The following is a 17974-nucleotide window of genomic DNA, read 5'->3' as shown; positions in this document are numbered from 1 at the left end:
CGCTACCGCCGCCAGAGGTGGCTCTGGCTGGCAAAGACCCCTTGGAGTTTCGACAGCATTCGGTTGCCCAGGCCGGCGCGGGGCAGGCGGCCCGTGGCCAGCCGTTCGACGACCACCTCAACGGGGCAGGGCAAGCCGCTGACCGGGTCGCGGTAGCGCGGGTAATCGATGAGCGCGGCATGAACGAGCCCTTCGAGCGTCGGTGTCGCGCGGCGGCGGGGCGGGACATCGCCCCGGTCTTCGGTCAGCCCCCAGCCCGCGTAGAAGGGCGCGCCCAAGGTCACCACCGGCACCCGGCGTAGGAGGGCTTCGAACCCCAGGAGGGAGGTCATGGTCCAAACCGCGTCGACTTGGCCCAGAAGCGCCACCGGGTCGGCCCGGTGCAGGATCAGATCGGCCTCGCGCGCCTCGGTTGGGCCTTTGCGCAGGCCCGCTTCGACATCAGGGTGGGGTTTGTAGAGGATCACGGCATCCGGGTTTGCGGCGCGTGCGGCGGCCAGCAGGGCCGCGTTGCTGCACACATCGCCCGTGCCGGTGAGGATGGAGGCGTCGTCTTCGACCTGTCCCGGGACGAGGATGCGCCGCCCCGGCGGCAGGTCGGGCGCGGCACCGCCGAGGTTGTATTTGCTGAGGCCCGCCCCGGTAAGCGCCGCGATCAGCGCGCGGGCGCGGGCCAGTTGATCGGGGCGCAAGTCTGCGCGTTTCGCGATCCATTTCTCCAACCGGCTCGGCCCTTGGGGATCGTAGTAGATGCCCAGATCGTCGCAGACCAGCGACAGGGGCGGGACCAGTTCGGCCCCCAGCCCACGCGAGCGCAGAAACCCGTCCTCGACCCGCAGCGCATCTTGGGGCGCGGCCTCGGCCTTGCTGGCCCAGACCATGGCGCGGCGGGGCGGCTTGGGGGTTTCTGCGGGGCCTTTGCGAAAGCGAAGGGGCATGGTCGTTCCGAAGAACTGTTGCAGCGGGCGGCGCTTCCACAGGCGCATGCCCCATGCGTCCCAGCCGCGATGATCCTCTCGCCACGCGCGGGCCTGCGCGGCAAGGGCGGTAAGGGCCGTCTCGAAACTGCCGAGTTCGTCGCGATAGGGGTCGTACCAGGTCGGATAGAGGATCATCGCGGCGGCGAAGAGTTGCGCGCGGCTGAGGCGGCGCTGGCGGCGTTGGACGGGGAACTCATCATCCGTCAGCCCCCAACCGGCATAGAAGGGCTGGCCGAAGACACGCGGCCTGTGGCCGGCAAAGATCGCCTCGAACCCCAATTGCGATGAGACGGTGTAGACACCCACCGCCCCTTCGAACAGCGCCCAAGGGCTGATGGGATCGGTCAGCAGGGTGATCCGCTCGTTGGTATCCTCGGGGCCGTAATGCCCGGCGCGGAAGCCCTGTGCCGTCTCGGGGTGGCTCTTGATGATGACCCGCGCGCCGGGGTGTTCCTCTTGCGCGAAGACGAGCATTTCCAGAAACCGTGCACGATCCGCGCCCGAGGCGGTGACCGAGGCGTCGCCGCGAGTCTGGTCGATCACCAACACATAGCCCGGCTCCGGCGCGGGCATGTCGGGGTCAAAGCCCGCATATTTCGTCAGATGCGCCTCGGCCATCTGCGCAATGCCGCCCCGGGCGCGGTCCAGAAGGGCGGTATCGTCCAGCGGGTGATGGGCGAGCAGTTCTTCGAGGTCCGAGGGCTGGGCAGGGTCGAAATGCGCCCCCCGGCTGTCGATCAGCAGGCCCAAGGGCGGCTCGCCCGCGCGTCCGGGGTGGAGCGAGCGCAGCCATGCGTCCTCCACCCTGACCACAGGCACGCCGCGTTTTGCGGCCACGGCCAGCCCCCGGTGCGCGGTGGGGGAGTTGCCCCAGACCGCCACGGCGTCATCGGGGCCGGGCAGGCCAAGGCGCAGGGAATGGCCCGAGAGTTGCAGGATGCGCCGGACCCGGCGCTGCGTCAGAAACCCGCCGTTATATACGAAAAGCCGCCGGCTCCTTTCGGGACCGGCGGCAGGGTATTGGTATGGGTCAGCTTCGAATGCCACCGGGGTGGCTCATTCGGTCAGCGAGGTGATACTATCCGCCGAACCTGCCGTGCCGGTGATGGCCGAGATCACCTTGCTCCACTGGGTGAAGGGCGCTTCGGTCACATAGATCGTGTCGCCGTCGCGGATCACGAAATCGCGTGCCATGAACATGCCGTTGGGCTGGGTCAGATCGGTGACATAGACCATGCGCTGTGCGCCGGTCAGATCGCTGCGGCCCAGCACCTGTTCGGCGACCTCTTCCGGCTCGTTGCGGAAGACGAAGACGCCGGTGGGGTCCGCCGAGATCGGACTTAGGCCGCCAACCTGCGCGATACCTTCCAAAAGCGAGAGGTTTTGGGATTCAAAGGGCACGCGGGCCTGTCCGCCAGTGGCGCCAAGCGCGGTGAAAGAACGTGTGTCTTCCTCGACCAGAATCCGGTCGCCCGGACGCAGGGCGATGTCGAGCTCGGGGTGGTCATAGAGGTCTTGGAACCAAATCTTACCGCGCTGCCCGCCGCGGATCACGGTGACCTGCGCGATTTCGGGGATGATGGTCACACCGCCCGCGCGCGCCAGCATGGCGGCCAACGTGCGGGTCGGCCGTTCGATCGGGTAGACGCCCTGCGCCCCGATGGAACCGATGAGCGAGACGGTCGAGCCGTCACCGGCGGCGCGACGCACTTCGACCTGCGGGTCGGGGGTCTGTTCGCCCAGCTTGTTGGTGATGATGCGCCGGATCGCCTCGGGCGTGTTGCCCGCGGCGCGGATGCGACCTGCGTAGGGGATAAAGATAAAGCCCGCGCCGTCGACCTGCACCTCTTCCAGCATGGTGGCCGGGGCGCCTTCGACGCCGAGAAGCGGATCGTCCACGTTCTCATAAACCGTGATGCCAAGGATGTCGCCCGGCTGGATCGTGTCGGAACCGACCCGGCCCGCGTTCTTGAAGCTTTCCGAAAAGCCAAGCGCCGGGGCCACAGCGGTGGCGCGGGTCACACGGTCATTCACGCTGACGACAAAGGCATCGCCTTCGCGCTGAACGGAGCCTGCGTAGATTTGCCGTTTGTTCGGCCCGACCTGCGGCAAACCACATGATGAGACGACGGCCACCGCCGCCAGCGCTGCGATGGGGCGCGCCCACCGGAAAGATACGGATTTCACTGCCCGGTCTCCTCGACCTGAAATATCTGCCTCGAAATCGCCAATTGTCTTGACGTATTACTTTGCAACTTAGCGCAGCCTAGCGAAAAAATCTACAGGGCGGAATGGGTTAACTCAGGTGACGACCCGCAACTGTTGCCGAGGGGCCGCGGTGCCCTGTTCCAGCGCATCATAGGGATCCTCGGTGGCGAGCATCATATCGACCACTTGGCGCAGCAATTGCCGCCGCCCGCGTGCGGCATAGAAACCGCCGGGAACCTGAGAGGTTTCAAGCAGATAGCGGCGATAATCCTTATAGGCGCGGTTGTCGGGGCGGTTGGCGGTGGCAAAGAATTCCGGCAGCGGCTGGTCCGAGACAAACTCAGGCTGGGAGTAGACCGCGCGGCCAAAGACCTTGAGGGGGATGCCGCGCCAAAGCACCTGTTGCCCGGCGGTAGAATTCACCGTGACAGCACTGCGAGTGTCATTGAGAAGCTGTGCCAGCTTGCCGCCGCGCACGAAATGCACACGGTCGGAAACCCCATGCGCGCGGGCCAGCCGTTTGACATCGCGCCGCACCGGCACGCGGCCATCCTCCAGCGGATGCGCCTTGATGACGAGGTGGTGATGCTGCGGCGCGCCCTTGGCAAAGCCTTCGATCACCAGTTCAAGGAAATCGGCCATTGTGTTGAAGGGCGAGTGTTTCTGGAAAGAGGAGTCATGCTCCAGTTGTAGCAGCGCCAGATGATAGGGAAACCCGCCCAGCCGGATTTTGAGCGTGGACAGCAGGCGGTCAGCGGCCAGCACCGGCATGAGCAAAAGCCGCTTGAGGTAGAGGCGGAATTCCTTGGTCACAGGCAGGCTGCGATGCGGTTTGAAATTGCGGTATTCGCCATTTCGGAACATCACGAACCAATGGTAAAGTGCGCCGTAAAAGATATGGTGTCGCATGTCGCCCCAATGGCCGGGGGGCAGGGGCGCTTCCATGTCTGAGCGGGCGAGGGCGGCCTGCATTTGGGGAATGGTCATCTCCATCAGCCGCGAGTTGCCGTTCGATCCGCCGCGCTCATAGGTGACCCAATAGGGCCGCATATAACCTTCCTCGAAGACATGGACGGTGATGCCACGGCGCTTGGCCTCGGCCACCGCTTCGGCGTGGATGGGACGGGTGTCGCCGTAAAGCACGATGTCGGTGACCTGCTTGTCGTCCAGCAGGCTGGCGAAGACGCGCGGCCAATCCTCGGCCCCGCCGCGAAAGGGGATGTAGGTCGACGGGTGAAACCAAAAGGCCCGGTCGCCCGCGTTGAAGCCCACCCGCCAGACCTCGGCCCCCGCACGGCGCAGCATCTTGCCCAGACTGTTAAAGAAAGGGCCATGCGGTCCTTGCAGGAACAAGAAGGTTCTGGTCGGGGCGGCGGTCACGGTCATTCTGGTCCTTCGGTGGGTCTTTGCCCCCCTTAACCACCATATAATAGGGGCGACAATGTGGCGTCACCCGCTCTTGCCTGTGGCGGTGACCGGGTTTACCACTGCGCGGAACCAGCAAAGGAGCCTACCCCATGTTCACCGGCATTATCACAGACGTTGGCACCGTGACCAAGCTGGAGCAGGAAGGCGACCTGCGCGCGCGCATCCAGACCGGCTATGACACCAGCGTCATTGACATGGGCGCCTCCATCGCCAGCGACGGCGTCTGCCTGACCGTCGTGGGGCTGGGCGAGGATTGGTATGAGGTGCAGATCAGCGCCGAGACCGTGGCTAAGACAAACCTCGGCCAGCACTGGCGCGAGGGCAAACGCGTGAACCTTGAACGCGCCTTGAAGGTGGGTGACGAGTTGGGCGGGCATATCGTCTCCGGCCATGTCGATGGCGTGGCCGAGATCATCGAGATGAAAGACGAGGGCGACAGTACCCGCGTGACCCTGCGCGCGCCTGAGGAACTGGCGCGGTTCATCGCGCCGAAAGGATCGGTGGCGCTGAATGGCACCTCGCTGACGGTGAATGATGTCGACGGTTGCGATTTCGGCATCAACTTCATCCCGCATACCAAGGAGGTGACGACGTGGGGCGATGCAGGCGTCGGCGATCTGGTGAACCTCGAAATCGACACGCTGGCCCGTTACGTGGCGCGTTTGAACGAGATGTGACGCCGCGCCCTTCGGGGCGCGCTCTGGCCAAGCGGCGCGGGTCAGGCTAAGAGCCGGGCAACAGATAGATGGAAGCAGCGGATGCAATTTGACAAACCCGGACCGGTCGAGACAGGGCTGAGCGATGCGATCTCGCCCATCGAAGAGATCATCGAAGACGCCCGTCAAGGTCGCATGTTCATTCTGGTGGATCATGAGGACCGCGAGAACGAAGGTGATCTGGTGATCCCGGCTGAGTTTGCCGATGCTGCGGCGATCAATTTCATGGCGACCCATGGGCGTGGGCTGATCTGTCTGCCGATGACGGCGGAGCGGGTCGATCACCTTGGCCTGCCGATGATGGCGGTGAACAATTCCTCGCGGCATGAGACGGCCTTTACCGTCAGCATCGAAGCGCGGGAGGGGGTCAGCACCGGCATCTCTGCCGCCGACCGTGCGCTGACCGTGGCCGTGGCGATCTCGGAACAATCCGGTTCGGCGGATATCGCCACCCCCGGCCATGTCTTCCCCCTGCGCGCCCGCGATGGTGGCGTGCTGGTGCGGGCGGGCCATACCGAAGCCGCGGTCGATATTTCGCGCCTCGCGGGGCTGCACCCTTCGGGCGTGATCTGCGAGATCATGAAGGACGACGGCGAAATGGCCCGTCTGCCCGATCTGGTGAAATTCGCCGCCGCGCATGGGCTCAAGATCGGGACGATCAGCGATCTCATCACCTACCGCCACAAGCATGACAATCTGTTGGTGGAGCGCGACAGCCGCACCGTAACTTCGGCCTATGGCGGCGACTGGCAGATGCGGGTGTTCTCCGACCAGATCACCGGCACCGACCATGTGGTGCTGACCAAGGGCGACATCTCAACCCCCGAGCCGGTGCTGATCCGCACCCATGCGATCAACGCGCTGGAAGATATTCTCGGCCTCGGCCCAAGTCCGGCGGATGAGTTGCCGCGTGCCATGCAGATCATCGCCGAAGAGGGGCGGGGGGCCGTGGTGCTCTTCCGCGATCCTTACCCGCGCCTCAAACTCGACCCAGAGGATGACGACCGCCCGCGCACGATCAAACGCACTGGGCTTGGCGCGCAGATCCTCTCGACAATGGGGCTGCATGAACTGGTCCTGCTGACCGACAATCCCGACACGCGCTATCTGGGCCTCGACGCCTATGCGTTGGAAATCGTGGGCACCCGGCCCATCACTACGGAGTAATCGCCATGGCATCCGCCGAAGAGCATACCATCCTGCCGCGTCCCAGCTTCGACGAACCGGTGAAGCTGCTGATCGTCGTCTCGCCCTATTACTCGGACATCGCGAATGGCCTGTTGACCGGCGCCAAGGCCGAGTTGGAGGCTGCGGGCGCCAGTTATGAGGTGATCGAAATGCCCGGCGCGCTGGAGATTCCCACCGCCATCGGCATTTCCGACCGGGGCAGCAATTTCGACGGCTATGTCGCGCTTGGCTGCGTGATCCGTGGCGAGACCACGCATTACGAGACCGTCTGCAACGACAGCAGCCGCGCCTTGCAACTGCTTGGCTTGCAAGGGCTTTGCATCGGCAATGGCATTCTGACGGTCGAGAACAAACAGCAGGCCGAGGTGCGCGCCGATCCCGAAGGGCAAAACAAAGGCGGCGGCGCGGCCGCTGCGGCCTTGCATCTTATCGCGCTCGCTCGTAAATGGGGCCGCCAGAGCAAGGGCATCGGGTTCAAGCCATTCGGGCAGGACACTTTGATGGCCGGCGACACGGATGGATCAAACATCGCATGACCAGCAACGGGCCTTCGGGCAACCAGAAACGTAAGATGAAGTCGGCCTCGCGGCTCTATGCCGTGCAGGCGCTGTTCCAGATGGAGCATTCCGCGCAGACGGTCGATGTCGTGCGTCACGAATTCATCGACCACCGTTTCGGTGCCGTCTATGAGGGCGACGAGATGCAGGAGGGGGATGTTGATCACTTCTCTCGCGTGCTCGAAGATGCGGTGAACTATCAAGCGCCGATCGACCAGATGGCCAACCGCGCCATCGTCGCCAAATGGGCCATTGCCCGGATCGACCCGACCCTGCGCGCGCTGTTCCGCGCCGCCGGGGCCGAGTTCCGCCATGACGACACGCCGCCGCGCGTGGTGATCAAGGAATATGTCGACGTGGCTCATGCCTTCTTCCCCGATGGGCGCGAGCCGAGCTTTGTCAACGCCGTGCTTGACCATATGGCCCGCGAGGCGCGCCCCGAAGCGTTCTAAACGCGCGGGAAAGTGGCCCCGAGGGGGCCATCTATCGCATCAATGTCTTGGGAAAGTGACGGGAACCGCGCCTGCCGCTGCTGTTTTATATTCCCGAGGACCTGTATGTACAGGTGGGCGCCAGGTAACCGAACCAAGGCTCGGACAGAGCCAGCTCCCTCGGATTTGCTTAAGGCCACTGGAATGTAACGTTCACGAACAGGGCAGAACCCGTCGACCCCCGATGTAGGGGCCAAGTGGGGCTGCGGCAAGGGGGCGGAAGTGGATTTGCAAAACTTCTCTGCCCCGCTCAATCTTCGGCGGGGATAAAGCCATAGCGGCGCAATTCTTCGGGCAGCAGCACATAGATTTCATCGGGTGGCGTGACCAGCGCGTGCTGCATCACCAGCGGATCAATGCCCATATCATCCAGGTATCGCATCACCTCACCTTGGCCGCGCTGGATGTCTTCCACAGCGACAAAGGCGGGCAGAATCGTGCTTTCGCCAAAGTAATGCTGATGCACCCCGACCGAGGCGCTCTCGGGCACCGTCCGTGTCGCGCCGGCGGCCAGGAGATAGGGGCAGGCGGAATAGCAGATGTCACCCTCCCGCAGCGCGGTGTTCAGCCCTTTGCGCCGAAGATAGCGGCCCAGTTCCAAAGCGTCGCGGACCGATCCGCCGGGGGAATTGAGATAGATTTCCTCGGGCGCGGGGGTCAGTTCGCTCAACTGTTTGACGATCCGCTCCGCATCGCCCGCGTCGATGGCCCCTTCCAGCAGCGCCGCCCGCCCGCCGGAGACGGGGGTGAGCACTAGCCTGTCGGGAAGGGCGGTCTCGGGCATCGGCTGGCCGGGGGTCGGCGCGCGTTCGGGGCGGAACCGACGGGTCTGGTCGCCGGGGCGGATCGGCTCGGTCAGTTCCGGGGCGCGCGGGCCGAAGCCCGGCAGGCGCAGCCCTTCCCCTAGGTCTCCCCAGAACAGCAGCACCGCAAGGCCAAGTTGAAAGATCAGCACGCCGATCAGCACCCGCCCGACAATCGGCTTCCGGTGGGGGGCCTCGGCTTCCGGTGGGGTCTCCTCGCTCATGTGCTTTTGATCGATGTGACGGGGCCGGGGGCCGGTTCTTCGGGCGCATCCGCGGCGGGCGGCGCTTCGGCGGCGGGGCGTTTGTGGGCGGGGCTTTCCTGCATCGCCACATCGACATCACGCACGGCAGCAAGCGCGGCACGCAGTTCTGCAAGGGTCAGCGTGTCTTCGACGGCAGCCCCCTCACGGCCCGAGCGGATCGCCCCTTGGGTGATGGCGAGGATCAACACCAGCACGGCGGGCAACAGGTCAATCGCGATGGCCCCGGCCCAAGAGGGCACGAAATTGCGCGCATAGAGGATCACCGCATCGGCGCTGGAGATCGGCGTATAGGTCGTGTCGGCGGCGGGCGGCATGGCCTGCACATCCTGCGCCGCGCGCTCCAATGTCGCTGCACGCTGGGCCAGCACCTCCAGAACCGAGGTTATCGTCGCCCCTTGCGCGCCACGTTGCTCTTCGTTGCTGCCGTCAAGCTCAGGCAGCACGACGGAGGCCGACAAATCCTGCGCCGCGCGTTCCACCAGCGGGGCCACGGAAAGCTGCCGCAGCCGGGTGATCAGCCCTGCAAGCCGCACGGCTTGTTCGGAAAACTCAACCGAGCGCGCCTGGACCGGGCCGGGCTCTACCGTCAGGGCGCGCATGCGGCTGAGGATCTGGTTCCCCTCGGCAAAGGCGTCATTCACCAGCGGGGTCTGGGTGGCGATCTGCGCCTCCAGCGCGCCCAGTTCCGCCGATTTCTGCCGTAGCACCCGGAACACCGCGCCGCGCCCGGCAAGGCCCGACAGGCTGCCTGCCGCCTCTTGCTCGCTCAGGTCTTCGAAGCTCTGTCTGACCCGCGCCACGTCCCGCTCAAGCCCCTGAGCTGACAGGGCAATCTCATGCGTGCGCTCCAACGCGCCTTGGTAGTCTTGCACCGTCTCGGCCAGGTGCTGTTCGACCGCCGCCGATCCGGCAAGCGCGGCGGCGTTCAGCCAGCTCGACATCGCGATGATCGCGACGGAACCGAGCCCCATGGCCCCCAAAAGCCCCATCCGCGCGCGTGTGGTGCGCACAGCGGGGAAAAGCCGCAGCAGATAGGACCAGAAGACAAAGATACCCACCGAGACCGCCACCGAATAGGCGATCGCGGCAAAGGCCGACATGGCGCCATTGTCATCCAGCAGCGACGAGACGCCAAGATAGGTGTAAATGCCCGAGGCCACGGCCAAAACGCCAAGCGCCGTGCCCGAGAATGTATCGAGCCATGTCAGGTGGCCCTCCAATTCACGGGCGTAACGCACCCCGCGCGCCTGCGTCTCACTCATCGGTTCGCGTTGTGCCATGGGCCTCCCTCGCTTTGCTGGAGTGAAGATAGGGGGTCACGGGGGAATTACCAAACTTTCCGGTGCTGCCCCTTGTGGATGTTCATCAAATGTTCATATTTGTCGCCATGATGGAGAATGACATACGACAACTCCAACCCGGCCAATTATTGGCGCGGGGGGTGATGCGGCATCTGGCCGATCTTGGGTTCGCCTCGGTCGAGGAACTTGTGCCGACGCGCGGTTTGCGGGTCGACGTGATGGCGCTCGGCCCCAAGGGGGAGATTTGGATCGTCGAATGCAAATCCAGTCGCGCCGATTTCATGGGCGACGCAAAATGGGAGGGCTATTTGGAATGGGCCGACCGGTTCTTTTGGGCCGTGGACAGTGATTTCCCGGTAGAACTGCTGCCCAAGGAAAGCGGCCTCATCATCGGTGACGCCTATGGGGCCGAGATTGTGAGGATGTGCGATGAGACCAAGCTTGCGCCCGCCCGGCGCAAGGTGATGGTGCAGAAATTCGCGACCCATGCCGCCCGGCGCCTGCATCGCCTACGCGATCCCGACATGGCGCCGAACTGGTCTTGAAAGGGGGGGGAGTGAGGTTGTTCGCCCATATCCCTAAGGCGGGGCGAACCCGCGTTTGGGCGGCTTAGCGCCCTTTTTTGCCCGCGCGGTTCGCGGCGGCCATGATCTCTTCCGCGATTTCGCGGGCTTCTTCCGGGGTGAAATCCATCGGAATTTCAACGCCGCCGCCTTCGACGAAAAGGCGGACCATGCCCTTGTCTGTCGGGCCGATTTGCAGGTTTGCTTCGATGTCGCGTTCGGTGTCGATGCCCATGGGAGCCTCCGGTTTGGTGGGGCTTATCGCTAGCGCGGCATGGGCGAAAAGGCAAGATATCTTGGCGGGTTGCGGCGCAGGGCAGAGGGGGCGCGTTGGCCTTAGGTGACGGATGCGTCATCACCGTTCTGGAAGAGAGTGTGGTGCCGTTCTGGCGGATCGGGAGATTGCCGCGACGCGCAGCTTGGAGATCGAGGGTGAAATCGCCGCGTCATCCACCCGCGTTTCCCGCATGAGTGCCGATGACACAGGGCGCGCGAAAAATCTGACGGAAACCGGCATTTCTTATGACTTTGAGGTCTTGCATTCCTCCGCCACGGGCGCTAAATCCGCCCCAGTGCCGCCTTAGCTCAGTTGGTTAGAGCGCTTGATTGTGGATCAAGAGGTCCCTGGTTCGAGACCAGGAGGTGGTACCACCCCCCCAATTCATTCTATCTGCGCCTTGGGGCGAACGGCTGGATTGCGCGGCGCGTCGCATGATGCTGCCAGCGCGCTGGCACCCTAACCCATCGTAAATTTTAGATTTTCTGGAACGTTCTGTCCGAGCTTTCGTTGTGACCATAGCAAATAACGAAGAGGAGAGAGACATGAAAACGCTTACAGCCAGCACCCTTGCCCTGACACTCGCAGGCACCGCCGTTCTCGCTGAAACGCATATGACCGACTATTCCAACGTCGACAGCATGCAGATGAACGAAATGCGCGGCGATCTGATCCGCTCGCGCGATATCACTGGTGGGGAGATCTACACCCTCAACGAAGCCGGCGACGAATGGAGCCCCAACACGGCCTATAATGAAATTGGCGCCGACTGGAACGAAATTGGTGAGATCGAAGACATCGTTCTGTCGAAGAACGGCCAGATGGTCGGCATCGTGGCCGAAGTCGGTGGTTTCCTCGATATCGGTGACAAACACGTCATGATCTCGACACCCGATGTGAACCTCGTAGCCGTCGATGACCAAACCTACGCCTATGTCACGCGTCTGAGCGAAGAAGAGCTCGAAGCGCTGCCCGGCGTTGATGAAGGCTTCTGGGACTAATTTAAGCGGTTGACGCTTAAGCTAAATTCTCAGACCCCGGCGTGGAGCTTTCCGCGCCGGGGTTCTTTGTGAATGGGCTTAGGCCAGCTTCATCACGATGCAGGTGGTGGAGCCTGTGGCGTAGAGTTTGCCATCTTCGACGCCGCGAATCTCTCCATGCGCGACACCGGTCGAACGGCCCACATGGTCGGTCGCCCCGATACAGTCGATCTTCATCCCCAGGGGCAGGCCGCGCAGGATATTAATTTTGTATTCCAAAGTGGTATAGACCGAGCCGCGGGGGATTTTCGTCATCACCGCGCAGGCCATCGCTGAATCGAGCAGCGTGCCGTACCAACCGCCGTGCACCGTGCCCATTGGGTTGGTCATGGCAAAGCTCGGCGCGCCGCGAAAGACGATGCGGCCCTCTTCGACCGAATGCAGCGCATAGCCCATGGTTTGGCCGATGGGCGGGCCGGGGTTGGTGCCGTCGAGAATGGCCTGCATGAACTCCAGCCCCGAAAGCTTGAGCGCGTCGGATTGGGACAAAAGGTCGGCAGGGCTTTGGGCGATGCGGGGCATGGTCTTCTCCGGCAAGTAAGTTTCGCCGGAGGATACGCTCGCGCGGGGCAGGGGCAAGCCCCCCTTGCCAGAGAGGCGGCGCTTACGCGACGTCCGAGAGATCGACCTGCTGGCTCACACCGATGGCGCGGCAGACATCGCGGGTGAGTTCCGCGCGGTTGAGCGTGTAAAAGTGCAGCGCATCCACGCCTTCATCGATCAACTCGCTGCACAGTTCGGTGCACATGGCTTGGGCCAGCAGATCGTGCCGGTCATCGCGGATCGCGGCCTCATAGGCTTGGTCGACCCATTCTGGGACCGGCGTGCCGCATTTGACGGCGAATTTACGGGCCGAGGTCCAGTTCACCACCGGCAGGATGCCCGGCGTGATCGGCTTGTCGATGCCTGCTTTAACACAGGCATCGCGGAAACGTAGGAAGGTCTCCGCCTCAAAGAAGAACTGGGTCAGCGCCTCATCCGCGCCTGCGTCGAACTTGCGCTTGAGCCAGTCGATATTCGCCTGCTGGTCCGCCGCTTCGGGGTGCGGGTCGGGGTAGGCGCCGACGCGGATGGTGAATTTGCCGGTTTTCGCCAGCGCCTCGATTAGCTCGCAGCTGTCGGCGAAGCCTTCGGGATGCGGCACGAACTTGTCAGTGCCCGCTTGTGGGTCACCGCGCAGGGCGACGATGTCTTTGATGCCCGCCTCGGCGAATTTATCGGCCACGTCCAGCGTTTCCGCCCGGCTGGCGCCAACGCAGGTCAGATGGCCCGCGACGGGCAGGCCCGAGGTGCGGTGCAGCACATGGGCCGAATCATGCGTCAGATCGCGGGTGGTACCGCCCGCGCCATAGGTGACGGAAAAGAAACGCGGTGCCAGCGGGGCCAATGCCTGCGCCGCATCCCACAGTTTGAACGCCGCGCCGACGGTGCGGGGCGGGAAGACTTCGAAGGAAACGGCAGGCGTGGTCATTGAGAGATCCTTTTGGCGGTTTCACGTCTTGTCTCACATCTAAGCTTGTGAGACAAACTCATAACATTCATCTTGAACATGAGTAATGCCTCAAATGCACATTGAGTTCCGTCACCTGCGCACAATCCAGGCCATCCACGAGGCGGGCGGCTTGGCCCGCGCGGCGGATCAGATGAATATCACGCAATCGGCGTTAAGTCATCAGGTGAAGGGGTTGGAGGATCAGGCGGGGGTCGAACTCTTTGTGCGGCGTTCGAAACCGTTGAAGTTGTCGCCCGCCGGGCAGCGGCTGTTGAAGCTTGCGCAGCAGGTCTTGCCGCAGGTCGAAGCCTTGCAGGACGAGTTTTCGGGCCTGCGGGCGGGCAGCACGGGGCGGATGCATATCGCGATCGAATGTCACGCCTGTTTTGAGTGGCTCTTCCCTGTGTTGGAGCAGTTCCGCCGCCATTGGCCGGATGTGGATGTCGATATCCGCCCCGGTCTCGCTTTTGACGCGCTGCCCGCGCTTTTGCGGGAAGAGGTTGATTTGGTGGTCTCCTCGGACCCTGAGGAATTGCCGGGCGTCGAATTTGTCGAACTTTTTGATTACAATCCGGTTTTTGTGGCCTCGCAGAACCACCCTTTGGCGGAAAAGTCCTTTGTCGAGGCGGCTGATTTTCGCGGGGAGACATTGATTACCTATCCGGTGGAACGGACCCGGCTGGACGTGTTCAGCCAGTTGTTGATCCCCGCCAAGGTCGAGCCTGCGACGATCCGGCAGGTAGAGCTGACGGCGGTGATCCTGTTGCTGGTGGCATCCAACCGCGGGGTCTCGGTCCTGCCGGATTGGGTGGTGCGGGAGGTGAAATATTCCTCCGATTACGTCACGCGGCCTTTGACGGCCGAGGGGATCACACGGCGGCTTTATGCAGCGGTGCGGCGGGATGATCTGGGCAAGCCGTTCATGGATGAGTTGCTAAAGCTGGCCGGGCAGGAGGCGCGGAAGTTGCAGCGGGCCTGAGCGGGGTGCCGAGGGCCAGCGCCTGCCCGTGGGTGGGCGATCTGACCGTGGTTCATGCCGCTTTATGGTTTAGCCATGACGCACGGTCGCGAAGTCGTGCCAAGCCTTTCTAAATCGCCTACCCGGGGACGGGCAGGCGATGGCCCGGCCTCTGCGGCTTGGCTCCGGGCGGGTGGGTGAACGCGCCGTTCCACAAGGCGGAACGACGCATTCCAAAGCTTACTTCACCTTAACGATAGCCTTGCCGGTGTTCCCGCCGTTCAGCATGTCGATGAAGGCCTGCGGTGCATTCTCCAGCCCTTCGGTGATGTCCTCTTTCACCTTCACGCGGCCATCGGCGACCATTGGCGCCACTTCGCGCTGGAACTTCGGCATCTGGTCCCAGTGGTTTGAGATGATGAAGCCGCGCACGGTGAGGAAGTTCACCAAAATCGTGCGCCACAGCCGCGGCGCGGTGAGGCCAGCGCCTTCGGCATCGGCACCCAGCCCACCTGCGTTATACCAAGCGATCATGCCGCATAGCGGGATGCGGCCATGCGGGTTCATCAATGGCAGCACCGCATCCAGTACTTTGCCGCCGACGTTTTCGTAATAGATATCAATGCCATCCGGTGCGGCCTCTTTCAGGGCGGTGCGCAGGGATTTGGCATCGTCATAGGCGCGGTGATCAAGGCAGACGTCAAAGCCGAAATCGCGGGTGGCGATCTCGCATTTCTCGGCGCCGCCTGCGATGCCCACAGTGCGCAGCCCTTTGGCCTTGGCCAATTGCCCCACGATCGAGCCGACGGGGCCGGTGGCTGCGGCCACGACGAGGGTCTCGCCCTCTTTCGGTTGGCCGATGTCGTTCAAACCGTACCAGCCGGTCAGGCCGGGCATGCCCAGCACGCCGAGGGAGGCGGTGATCGGCACGCCTTCGGCATCGACCTTCTGACATTGTTTCGCCGGGGCGACGCCATGCGTGGCCCAGCCGAAGGCGCCAAAGGCAAAGTCGCCTTCGGCAAAGCTGGGGTCATTAGAGGCGATCACTTTGCCCACACTGCCACCTTCCATCAGTCCGCCGATGGGCACAGGTTCGGCATAGGATTTCGCGTCGTCCATCCGGCCCCGCATATAGGGGTCGAGCGACATGTAATGCACTTCGACCAGAATTTCGCCGTCGCCCGGCTGGGGGATATCTGCGCTTTCAAGGCGGAAGTTGTCGGGCGTCGGCGCGCCATCGGGGCGGCTGGCGAGGACGATTCTCTGCATCTGGTCGGACATGGGGTTTCCTTCGTGCTGATTGCTACAGCGTCCAAGGTGTTACCTCGCGCCCCGAATGCAACCCGTGAGGTGCGCAAGAATCAATAAGCGGTGCAGGTTTCTGCCCCCTTGGCAATTGCGCTCTTGCGCCCTATACGTCCCGCCTTATCCATCAAAGGGCGCGAACAATGATCGGCAGTGCGAATCTCAACATCATGATCAAGGCGGCACGCAAAGCGGGGCGTGCATTGGTCAAGGATTTCCGCGAGGTCGAGAACCTTCAGGTCTCGGTTAAGGGCGCGGGCGATTTCGTGACCAAGGCCGACATCGGCGCCGAGAAGATCATCAAAGACGACCTGATGGGCGCGCGCCCGACCTATGGCTGGCTGGCCGAAGAGGGGGGCGAGGAAGAGGGCCAAGACCCGACCCGTCGCTGGATCGTCGACCCGCTGGATGGCACAACCAACTTTCTGCACGGTTTGCCGCATTGGGCGATCTCCATCGCGTTGGAGCATAAGGGCGAGATCGTCGCCGGTGTGGTCTTTGACCCCGCCAAGGACGAGATGTTCTTTGCCGAGAAGGGCACCGGCGCTTGGATGAACGAAGGCCGCCTGCGGGTTTCTGGCCGTCACCGCATGATCGAGTCGATCTTTGCCACGGGTCTGCCTTTCGGGGGGCGTGCCGATCTGCCTGAAACGCTCAAGGATTTGGGCCGCTTGCTGCCCGTCTGCGCCGGTGTGCGCCGCTGGGGCGCGGCATCGCTCGATCTCGCCTATGTCGCCTCGGGCCGTTACGATGGCTTCTGGGAACGTCGTCTGAAGCCGTGGGATGTGGCCGCGGGCATGTTGATCGTCAAAGAGGCCGGTGGCCTTGTCGAGCCGATCCGGCCTGAGCGCAACATCTTGCAACATGGTGAGATCATCTGCGCGAACGAGCCGATCTATTCGACCTTTGCCAAGACGATCCGCGGCTGATCACTCGATCGCGACCGTCTGGCGCAATGCGCCGGTCAGCTGGTCAAAGATCAGGATCTCATCCGCATCCGTCACCACCGCATACCAGCCGCGGCCTTGCGTGAACGCTTGGGCGCTGCTGCCATCGGGCAGGGTGATGCTGCGCGGCATGGTCGGGCCCTGATCGCTCAGGCGGGTGACAAGCACGAAGATCAGCACTAGAACCCCGCCAATCATCACGACGGTCATGACCGTCACCATCCGCCGCAGAAACCGCAGGTTTGCCGGTTCATCAGGGTTGTCCGTGTCCATGTCTCACCGCCGCATTGATTTCATTCTGAACGATAGCCCGCCCGCCCGTCTTGATAAGGCGCTGGCCCGCGATGTGCCAGAGGAAGCGAACCTGTCGCGCACCCGTTTGGGCCGTTTGATCACCGAGGGCGCCGTCACGCTGGACGGTGTGGTGGTCGAAGACCCCCGCGCCAAAGTGGCCGAAGGGCAGGCGGTGCAGATCACGGTCGAAGAGGCGGCGGAAAGCCACATCTTGCCCGAAGACATCCCCCTTTCGGTGGTCTTTGAGGATGACGACCTGATCGTGATCGACAAACCCGCGGGCATGGTGGTGCACCCCGCGCCGGGCTCGCCCTCCGGCACCCTGGTCAACGCATTGCTGGCGCATTGCGGCGATGATCTCTCTGGCGTGGGCGGAATGAAACGGCCCGGCATCGTGCACCGGATTGATAAGGATACCACCGGCCTGCTCGTCGTCGCGAAGTCTGATGCGGCGCATCACGGGCTGGCGGCGCAGTTCGAGAAACATACCGTCGAGCGTTATTACCAGACCCTCGTTTACGGCGTGCCGGATGCCAATGACCCGCGCCTGCGGGGCGTCAAAGGCGCGTCTTTCGAGGCGGGGAATATCCTGCGGATGACCACCCAACTGGCGCGGCACAAGACTGACCGCCAGCGGCAGGCGGTGCTGTTTCAGGGCGGGCGGCACGCGGTGACCCGCGCCCGCACGGTTGAGCGTTTTGGCACCCCGCCCGTACTGGCGCTGCTGGAATGCTGGCTTGAGACGGGGCGCACGCACCAAATCCGCGTGCATATGTCCCACGCGGGCCATGGTTTGGTGGGGGATGCGACCTATGGCGGGCGGCGCAAGCTGGCCAAGACGGCCTTGCCTGAGGCCACCGCCGAAGCAATCCGCGCCTTCCCTCGGCAAGCACTGCACGCCGCCGTTCTGGGGTTCGAACATCCAGTAACCGGTGAAAACCTGCGTTTCGAAGCACCCCTGCCGCCCGATATGGCCGCCCTGCTGGACCTGCTGCGCGACGGCCCCACCGCCCCATCGGCGTGACCCCGCCACCCGGCGGAACCGCCTAAGGATCGGTTACGTTTTGTTCACAGAAACTGTGCAGTCATGAACAAAAGCGTGAATGCTTCTGTCTTGAAAGCACGAAGGGGGCCGCCCATATTGCATGTTAAGCGAAATA

At 63.4% G+C, this 17974-nt stretch carries 19 protein-coding genes, 1 tRNA gene and 1 other RNA gene; 10 read left to right on the top strand and 11 right to left on the bottom strand.

All coding sequences use genetic code 11. The features are described 5' to 3' along the window. Window positions 1-2: 2 nt before the first annotated feature. The 3 genes from ACGYLX_RS13275 to ACGYLX_RS13265 form a co-directional block, all read right to left on the bottom strand. Entirely contained in the window at window positions 3-2027 is a 2025-nt protein-coding gene (locus tag ACGYLX_RS13275) for a capsular polysaccharide biosynthesis protein (protein ID WP_394450063.1), read from the bottom strand. Window positions 2028-2036: 9 nt separating this feature from the next. Further along, on the bottom strand, window positions 2037-3167 hold the full coding sequence (locus tag ACGYLX_RS13270) for a polysaccharide biosynthesis/export family protein (RefSeq protein WP_394450061.1): 1131 nt from the start codon (window positions 3165-3167) through the stop codon (window positions 2037-2039). A gap of 114 nt (window positions 3168-3281) precedes the next feature. Continuing rightward, entirely contained in the window at window positions 3282-4574 is a 1293-nt protein-coding gene (locus ACGYLX_RS13265; RefSeq protein ID WP_394450059.1) for a capsule biosynthesis protein, read from the bottom strand. A gap of 131 nt (window positions 4575-4705) precedes the next feature. On the opposite strand from ACGYLX_RS13265, the gene ACGYLX_RS13260 reads away from it, so the two are divergent. The 4 genes from ACGYLX_RS13260 to nusB all read left to right on the top strand — a co-directional run bounded on the left by ACGYLX_RS13260 (window position 4706) and on the right by nusB (window position 7529). Continuing rightward, a complete protein-coding gene (locus ACGYLX_RS13260; RefSeq protein WP_394450057.1) occupies window positions 4706-5293 on the top strand; it encodes a riboflavin synthase in 588 nt (195 codons plus the stop codon). Window positions 5294-5374: 81 nt separating this feature from the next. Next, window positions 5375-6499: a 3,4-dihydroxy-2-butanone-4-phosphate synthase gene (gene ribB / locus ACGYLX_RS13255; protein ID WP_394450054.1), complete on the top strand. Its 1125-nt coding sequence runs from the start codon at window positions 5375-5377 to the stop codon at window positions 6497-6499. Between the two features lie 5 nt (window positions 6500-6504). Then, window positions 6505-7056, top strand: a complete 552-nt coding sequence (locus ACGYLX_RS13250) for a 6,7-dimethyl-8-ribityllumazine synthase (RefSeq protein WP_209219320.1) — start codon at window positions 6505-6507, stop codon at window positions 7054-7056. Continuing rightward, the gene (gene nusB, locus ACGYLX_RS13245; RefSeq protein WP_067264814.1) at window positions 7053-7529 is read left to right on the top strand and encodes a transcription antitermination factor NusB; all 477 of its coding nucleotides are present in this window, start codon (window positions 7053-7055) and stop codon (window positions 7527-7529) included. Before ACGYLX_RS13250 ends, nusB begins: the two co-directional genes overlap by 4 nt. Before the next feature lie 58 nt (window positions 7530-7587). On the opposite strand, the gene ssrS is transcribed toward nusB, so the two are convergent. The 3 genes from ssrS to ACGYLX_RS13230 all read right to left on the bottom strand — a co-directional run bounded on the left by ssrS (window position 7588) and on the right by ACGYLX_RS13230 (window position 9917). Continuing rightward, window positions 7588-7742, bottom strand: a non-coding RNA gene (ssrS, locus tag ACGYLX_RS13240) — 6S RNA. Between the two features lie 76 nt (window positions 7743-7818). After that, the gene (locus ACGYLX_RS13235) at window positions 7819-8595 is read right to left on the bottom strand and encodes a hypothetical protein (RefSeq protein ID WP_394450052.1); all 777 of its coding nucleotides are present in this window, start codon (window positions 8593-8595) and stop codon (window positions 7819-7821) included. After that, a complete protein-coding gene (locus tag ACGYLX_RS13230) occupies window positions 8592-9917 on the bottom strand; it encodes a hypothetical protein (RefSeq protein ID WP_394450050.1) in 1326 nt (441 codons plus the stop codon). The genes ACGYLX_RS13235 and ACGYLX_RS13230 overlap by 4 nt, the downstream gene beginning before the upstream one ends. A gap of 89 nt (window positions 9918-10006) precedes the next feature. On the opposite strand from ACGYLX_RS13230, the gene ACGYLX_RS13225 reads away from it, so the two are divergent. Next, window positions 10007-10483 carry an MmcB family DNA repair protein gene (locus ACGYLX_RS13225; protein ID WP_394450048.1) on the top strand — a complete coding sequence of 159 codons (477 nt, stop codon included), beginning with the start codon at window positions 10007-10009 and terminating at the stop codon, window positions 10481-10483. Window positions 10484-10547: 64 nt separating this feature from the next. On the opposite strand, the gene ACGYLX_RS13220 is transcribed toward ACGYLX_RS13225, so the two are convergent. Further along, on the bottom strand, window positions 10548-10736 hold the full coding sequence (locus ACGYLX_RS13220) for a DUF6324 family protein (protein ID WP_209219317.1): 189 nt from the start codon (window positions 10734-10736) through the stop codon (window positions 10548-10550). Between the two features lie 339 nt (window positions 10737-11075). Between ACGYLX_RS13220 and ACGYLX_RS13215 the strand changes: the two genes are divergently transcribed. Further along, a tRNA-His gene (locus ACGYLX_RS13215) sits at window positions 11076-11152 on the top strand. A 171-nt stretch (window positions 11153-11323) separates the two neighbouring features. After that, the gene (locus ACGYLX_RS13210; RefSeq protein ID WP_394450046.1) at window positions 11324-11779 is read left to right on the top strand and encodes a PRC-barrel domain-containing protein; all 456 of its coding nucleotides are present in this window, start codon (window positions 11324-11326) and stop codon (window positions 11777-11779) included. Between the two features lie 78 nt (window positions 11780-11857). Here ACGYLX_RS13210 and ACGYLX_RS13205 read toward each other — a convergent pair whose 3' ends face one another. Further along, the gene (locus ACGYLX_RS13205) at window positions 11858-12340 is read right to left on the bottom strand and encodes a PaaI family thioesterase (RefSeq protein WP_394450044.1); all 483 of its coding nucleotides are present in this window, start codon (window positions 12338-12340) and stop codon (window positions 11858-11860) included. Between the two features lie 82 nt (window positions 12341-12422). After that, window positions 12423-13289 (bottom strand): methylenetetrahydrofolate reductase, encoded by an 867-nt coding sequence (locus ACGYLX_RS13200; RefSeq protein ID WP_394450042.1) that lies wholly within the window; start codon window positions 13287-13289, stop codon window positions 12423-12425. A 94-nt stretch (window positions 13290-13383) separates the two neighbouring features. Here ACGYLX_RS13200 and ACGYLX_RS13195 point away from each other — a divergent pair, with 94 nt between their 5' ends. After that, a complete protein-coding gene (locus tag ACGYLX_RS13195) occupies window positions 13384-14289 on the top strand; it encodes a LysR family transcriptional regulator (RefSeq protein ID WP_394450041.1) in 906 nt (301 codons plus the stop codon). Between the two features lie 219 nt (window positions 14290-14508). Here the strand turns inward: ACGYLX_RS13195 and ACGYLX_RS13190 are convergent, their stop codons facing one another. Continuing rightward, on the bottom strand, window positions 14509-15549 hold the full coding sequence (locus tag ACGYLX_RS13190) for an NADP-dependent oxidoreductase (RefSeq protein ID WP_394450039.1): 1041 nt from the start codon (window positions 15547-15549) through the stop codon (window positions 14509-14511). A 167-nt stretch (window positions 15550-15716) separates the two neighbouring features. On the opposite strand from ACGYLX_RS13190, the gene ACGYLX_RS13185 reads away from it, so the two are divergent. Beyond that, window positions 15717-16502, top strand: coding sequence for an inositol monophosphatase family protein (locus ACGYLX_RS13185; protein WP_067264836.1), 786 nt, complete (start codon window positions 15717-15719; stop codon window positions 16500-16502). Here the strand turns inward: ACGYLX_RS13185 and ACGYLX_RS13180 are convergent, their stop codons facing one another. Beyond that, window positions 16503-16793: a DUF6476 family protein gene (locus ACGYLX_RS13180; RefSeq protein ID WP_394450037.1), complete on the bottom strand. Its 291-nt coding sequence runs from the start codon at window positions 16791-16793 to the stop codon at window positions 16503-16505. Here ACGYLX_RS13180 and ACGYLX_RS13175 point away from each other — a divergent pair. Then, the gene (locus ACGYLX_RS13175) at window positions 16792-17838 is read left to right on the top strand and encodes an RluA family pseudouridine synthase (protein ID WP_394450163.1); all 1047 of its coding nucleotides are present in this window, start codon (window positions 16792-16794) and stop codon (window positions 17836-17838) included. The genes ACGYLX_RS13180 and ACGYLX_RS13175 overlap by 2 nt on opposite strands. The last annotated feature ends 136 nt before the right edge of the window (window positions 17839-17974 follow it).

It is taken from the genome of Sulfitobacter sp. 1A13496 (genome assembly GCF_043557225.1).
GTDB lineage: Bacteria > Pseudomonadota > Alphaproteobacteria > Rhodobacterales > Rhodobacteraceae > Sulfitobacter > Sulfitobacter faviae.
Note: the sequence above shows the minus strand (reverse complement) of the source record. Positions and strands in the feature narration are given on the sequence as shown.

Coding starts and splice junctions, on each gene's coding strand:
- ACGYLX_RS13265 (WP_394450059.1), bottom strand. CDS start 4,574: ATGACCGTGACCGCCGCCCCGACCAGAACCTTCTTGTTCCTGCAAGGA.
- ACGYLX_RS13260 (WP_394450057.1), top strand. CDS start 4,706: ATGTTCACCGGCATTATCACAGACGTTGGCACCGTGACCAAGCTGGAG.
- ribB (WP_394450054.1), top strand. CDS start 5,375: ATGCAATTTGACAAACCCGGACCGGTCGAGACAGGGCTGAGCGATGCG.
- ACGYLX_RS13250 (WP_209219320.1), top strand. CDS start 6,505: ATGGCATCCGCCGAAGAGCATACCATCCTGCCGCGTCCCAGCTTCGAC.
- nusB (WP_067264814.1), top strand. CDS start 7,053: ATGACCAGCAACGGGCCTTCGGGCAACCAGAAACGTAAGATGAAGTCG.
- ACGYLX_RS13235 (WP_394450052.1), bottom strand. CDS start 8,595: ATGAGCGAGGAGACCCCACCGGAAGCCGAGGCCCCCCACCGGAAGCCG.
- ACGYLX_RS13230 (WP_394450050.1), bottom strand. CDS start 9,917: ATGGCACAACGCGAACCGATGAGTGAGACGCAGGCGCGCGGGGTGCGT.
- ACGYLX_RS13225 (WP_394450048.1), top strand. CDS start 10,007: ATGTTCATATTTGTCGCCATGATGGAGAATGACATACGACAACTCCAA.
- ACGYLX_RS13220 (WP_209219317.1), bottom strand. CDS start 10,736: ATGGGCATCGACACCGAACGCGACATCGAAGCAAACCTGCAAATCGGC.
- ACGYLX_RS13210 (WP_394450046.1), top strand. CDS start 11,324: ATGAAAACGCTTACAGCCAGCACCCTTGCCCTGACACTCGCAGGCACC.
- ACGYLX_RS13205 (WP_394450044.1), bottom strand. CDS start 12,340: ATGCCCCGCATCGCCCAAAGCCCTGCCGACCTTTTGTCCCAATCCGAC.
- ACGYLX_RS13200 (WP_394450042.1), bottom strand. CDS start 13,289: ATGACCACGCCTGCCGTTTCCTTCGAAGTCTTCCCGCCCCGCACCGTC.
- ACGYLX_RS13195 (WP_394450041.1), top strand. CDS start 13,384: ATGCACATTGAGTTCCGTCACCTGCGCACAATCCAGGCCATCCACGAG.
- ACGYLX_RS13190 (WP_394450039.1), bottom strand. CDS start 15,549: ATGTCCGACCAGATGCAGAGAATCGTCCTCGCCAGCCGCCCCGATGGC.
- ACGYLX_RS13185 (WP_067264836.1), top strand. CDS start 15,717: ATGATCGGCAGTGCGAATCTCAACATCATGATCAAGGCGGCACGCAAA.
- ACGYLX_RS13175 (WP_394450163.1), top strand. CDS start 16,792: ATGTCTCACCGCCGCATTGATTTCATTCTGAACGATAGCCCGCCCGCC.
- ACGYLX_RS13180 (WP_394450037.1), bottom strand. CDS start 16,793: ATGGACACGGACAACCCTGATGAACCGGCAAACCTGCGGTTTCTGCGG.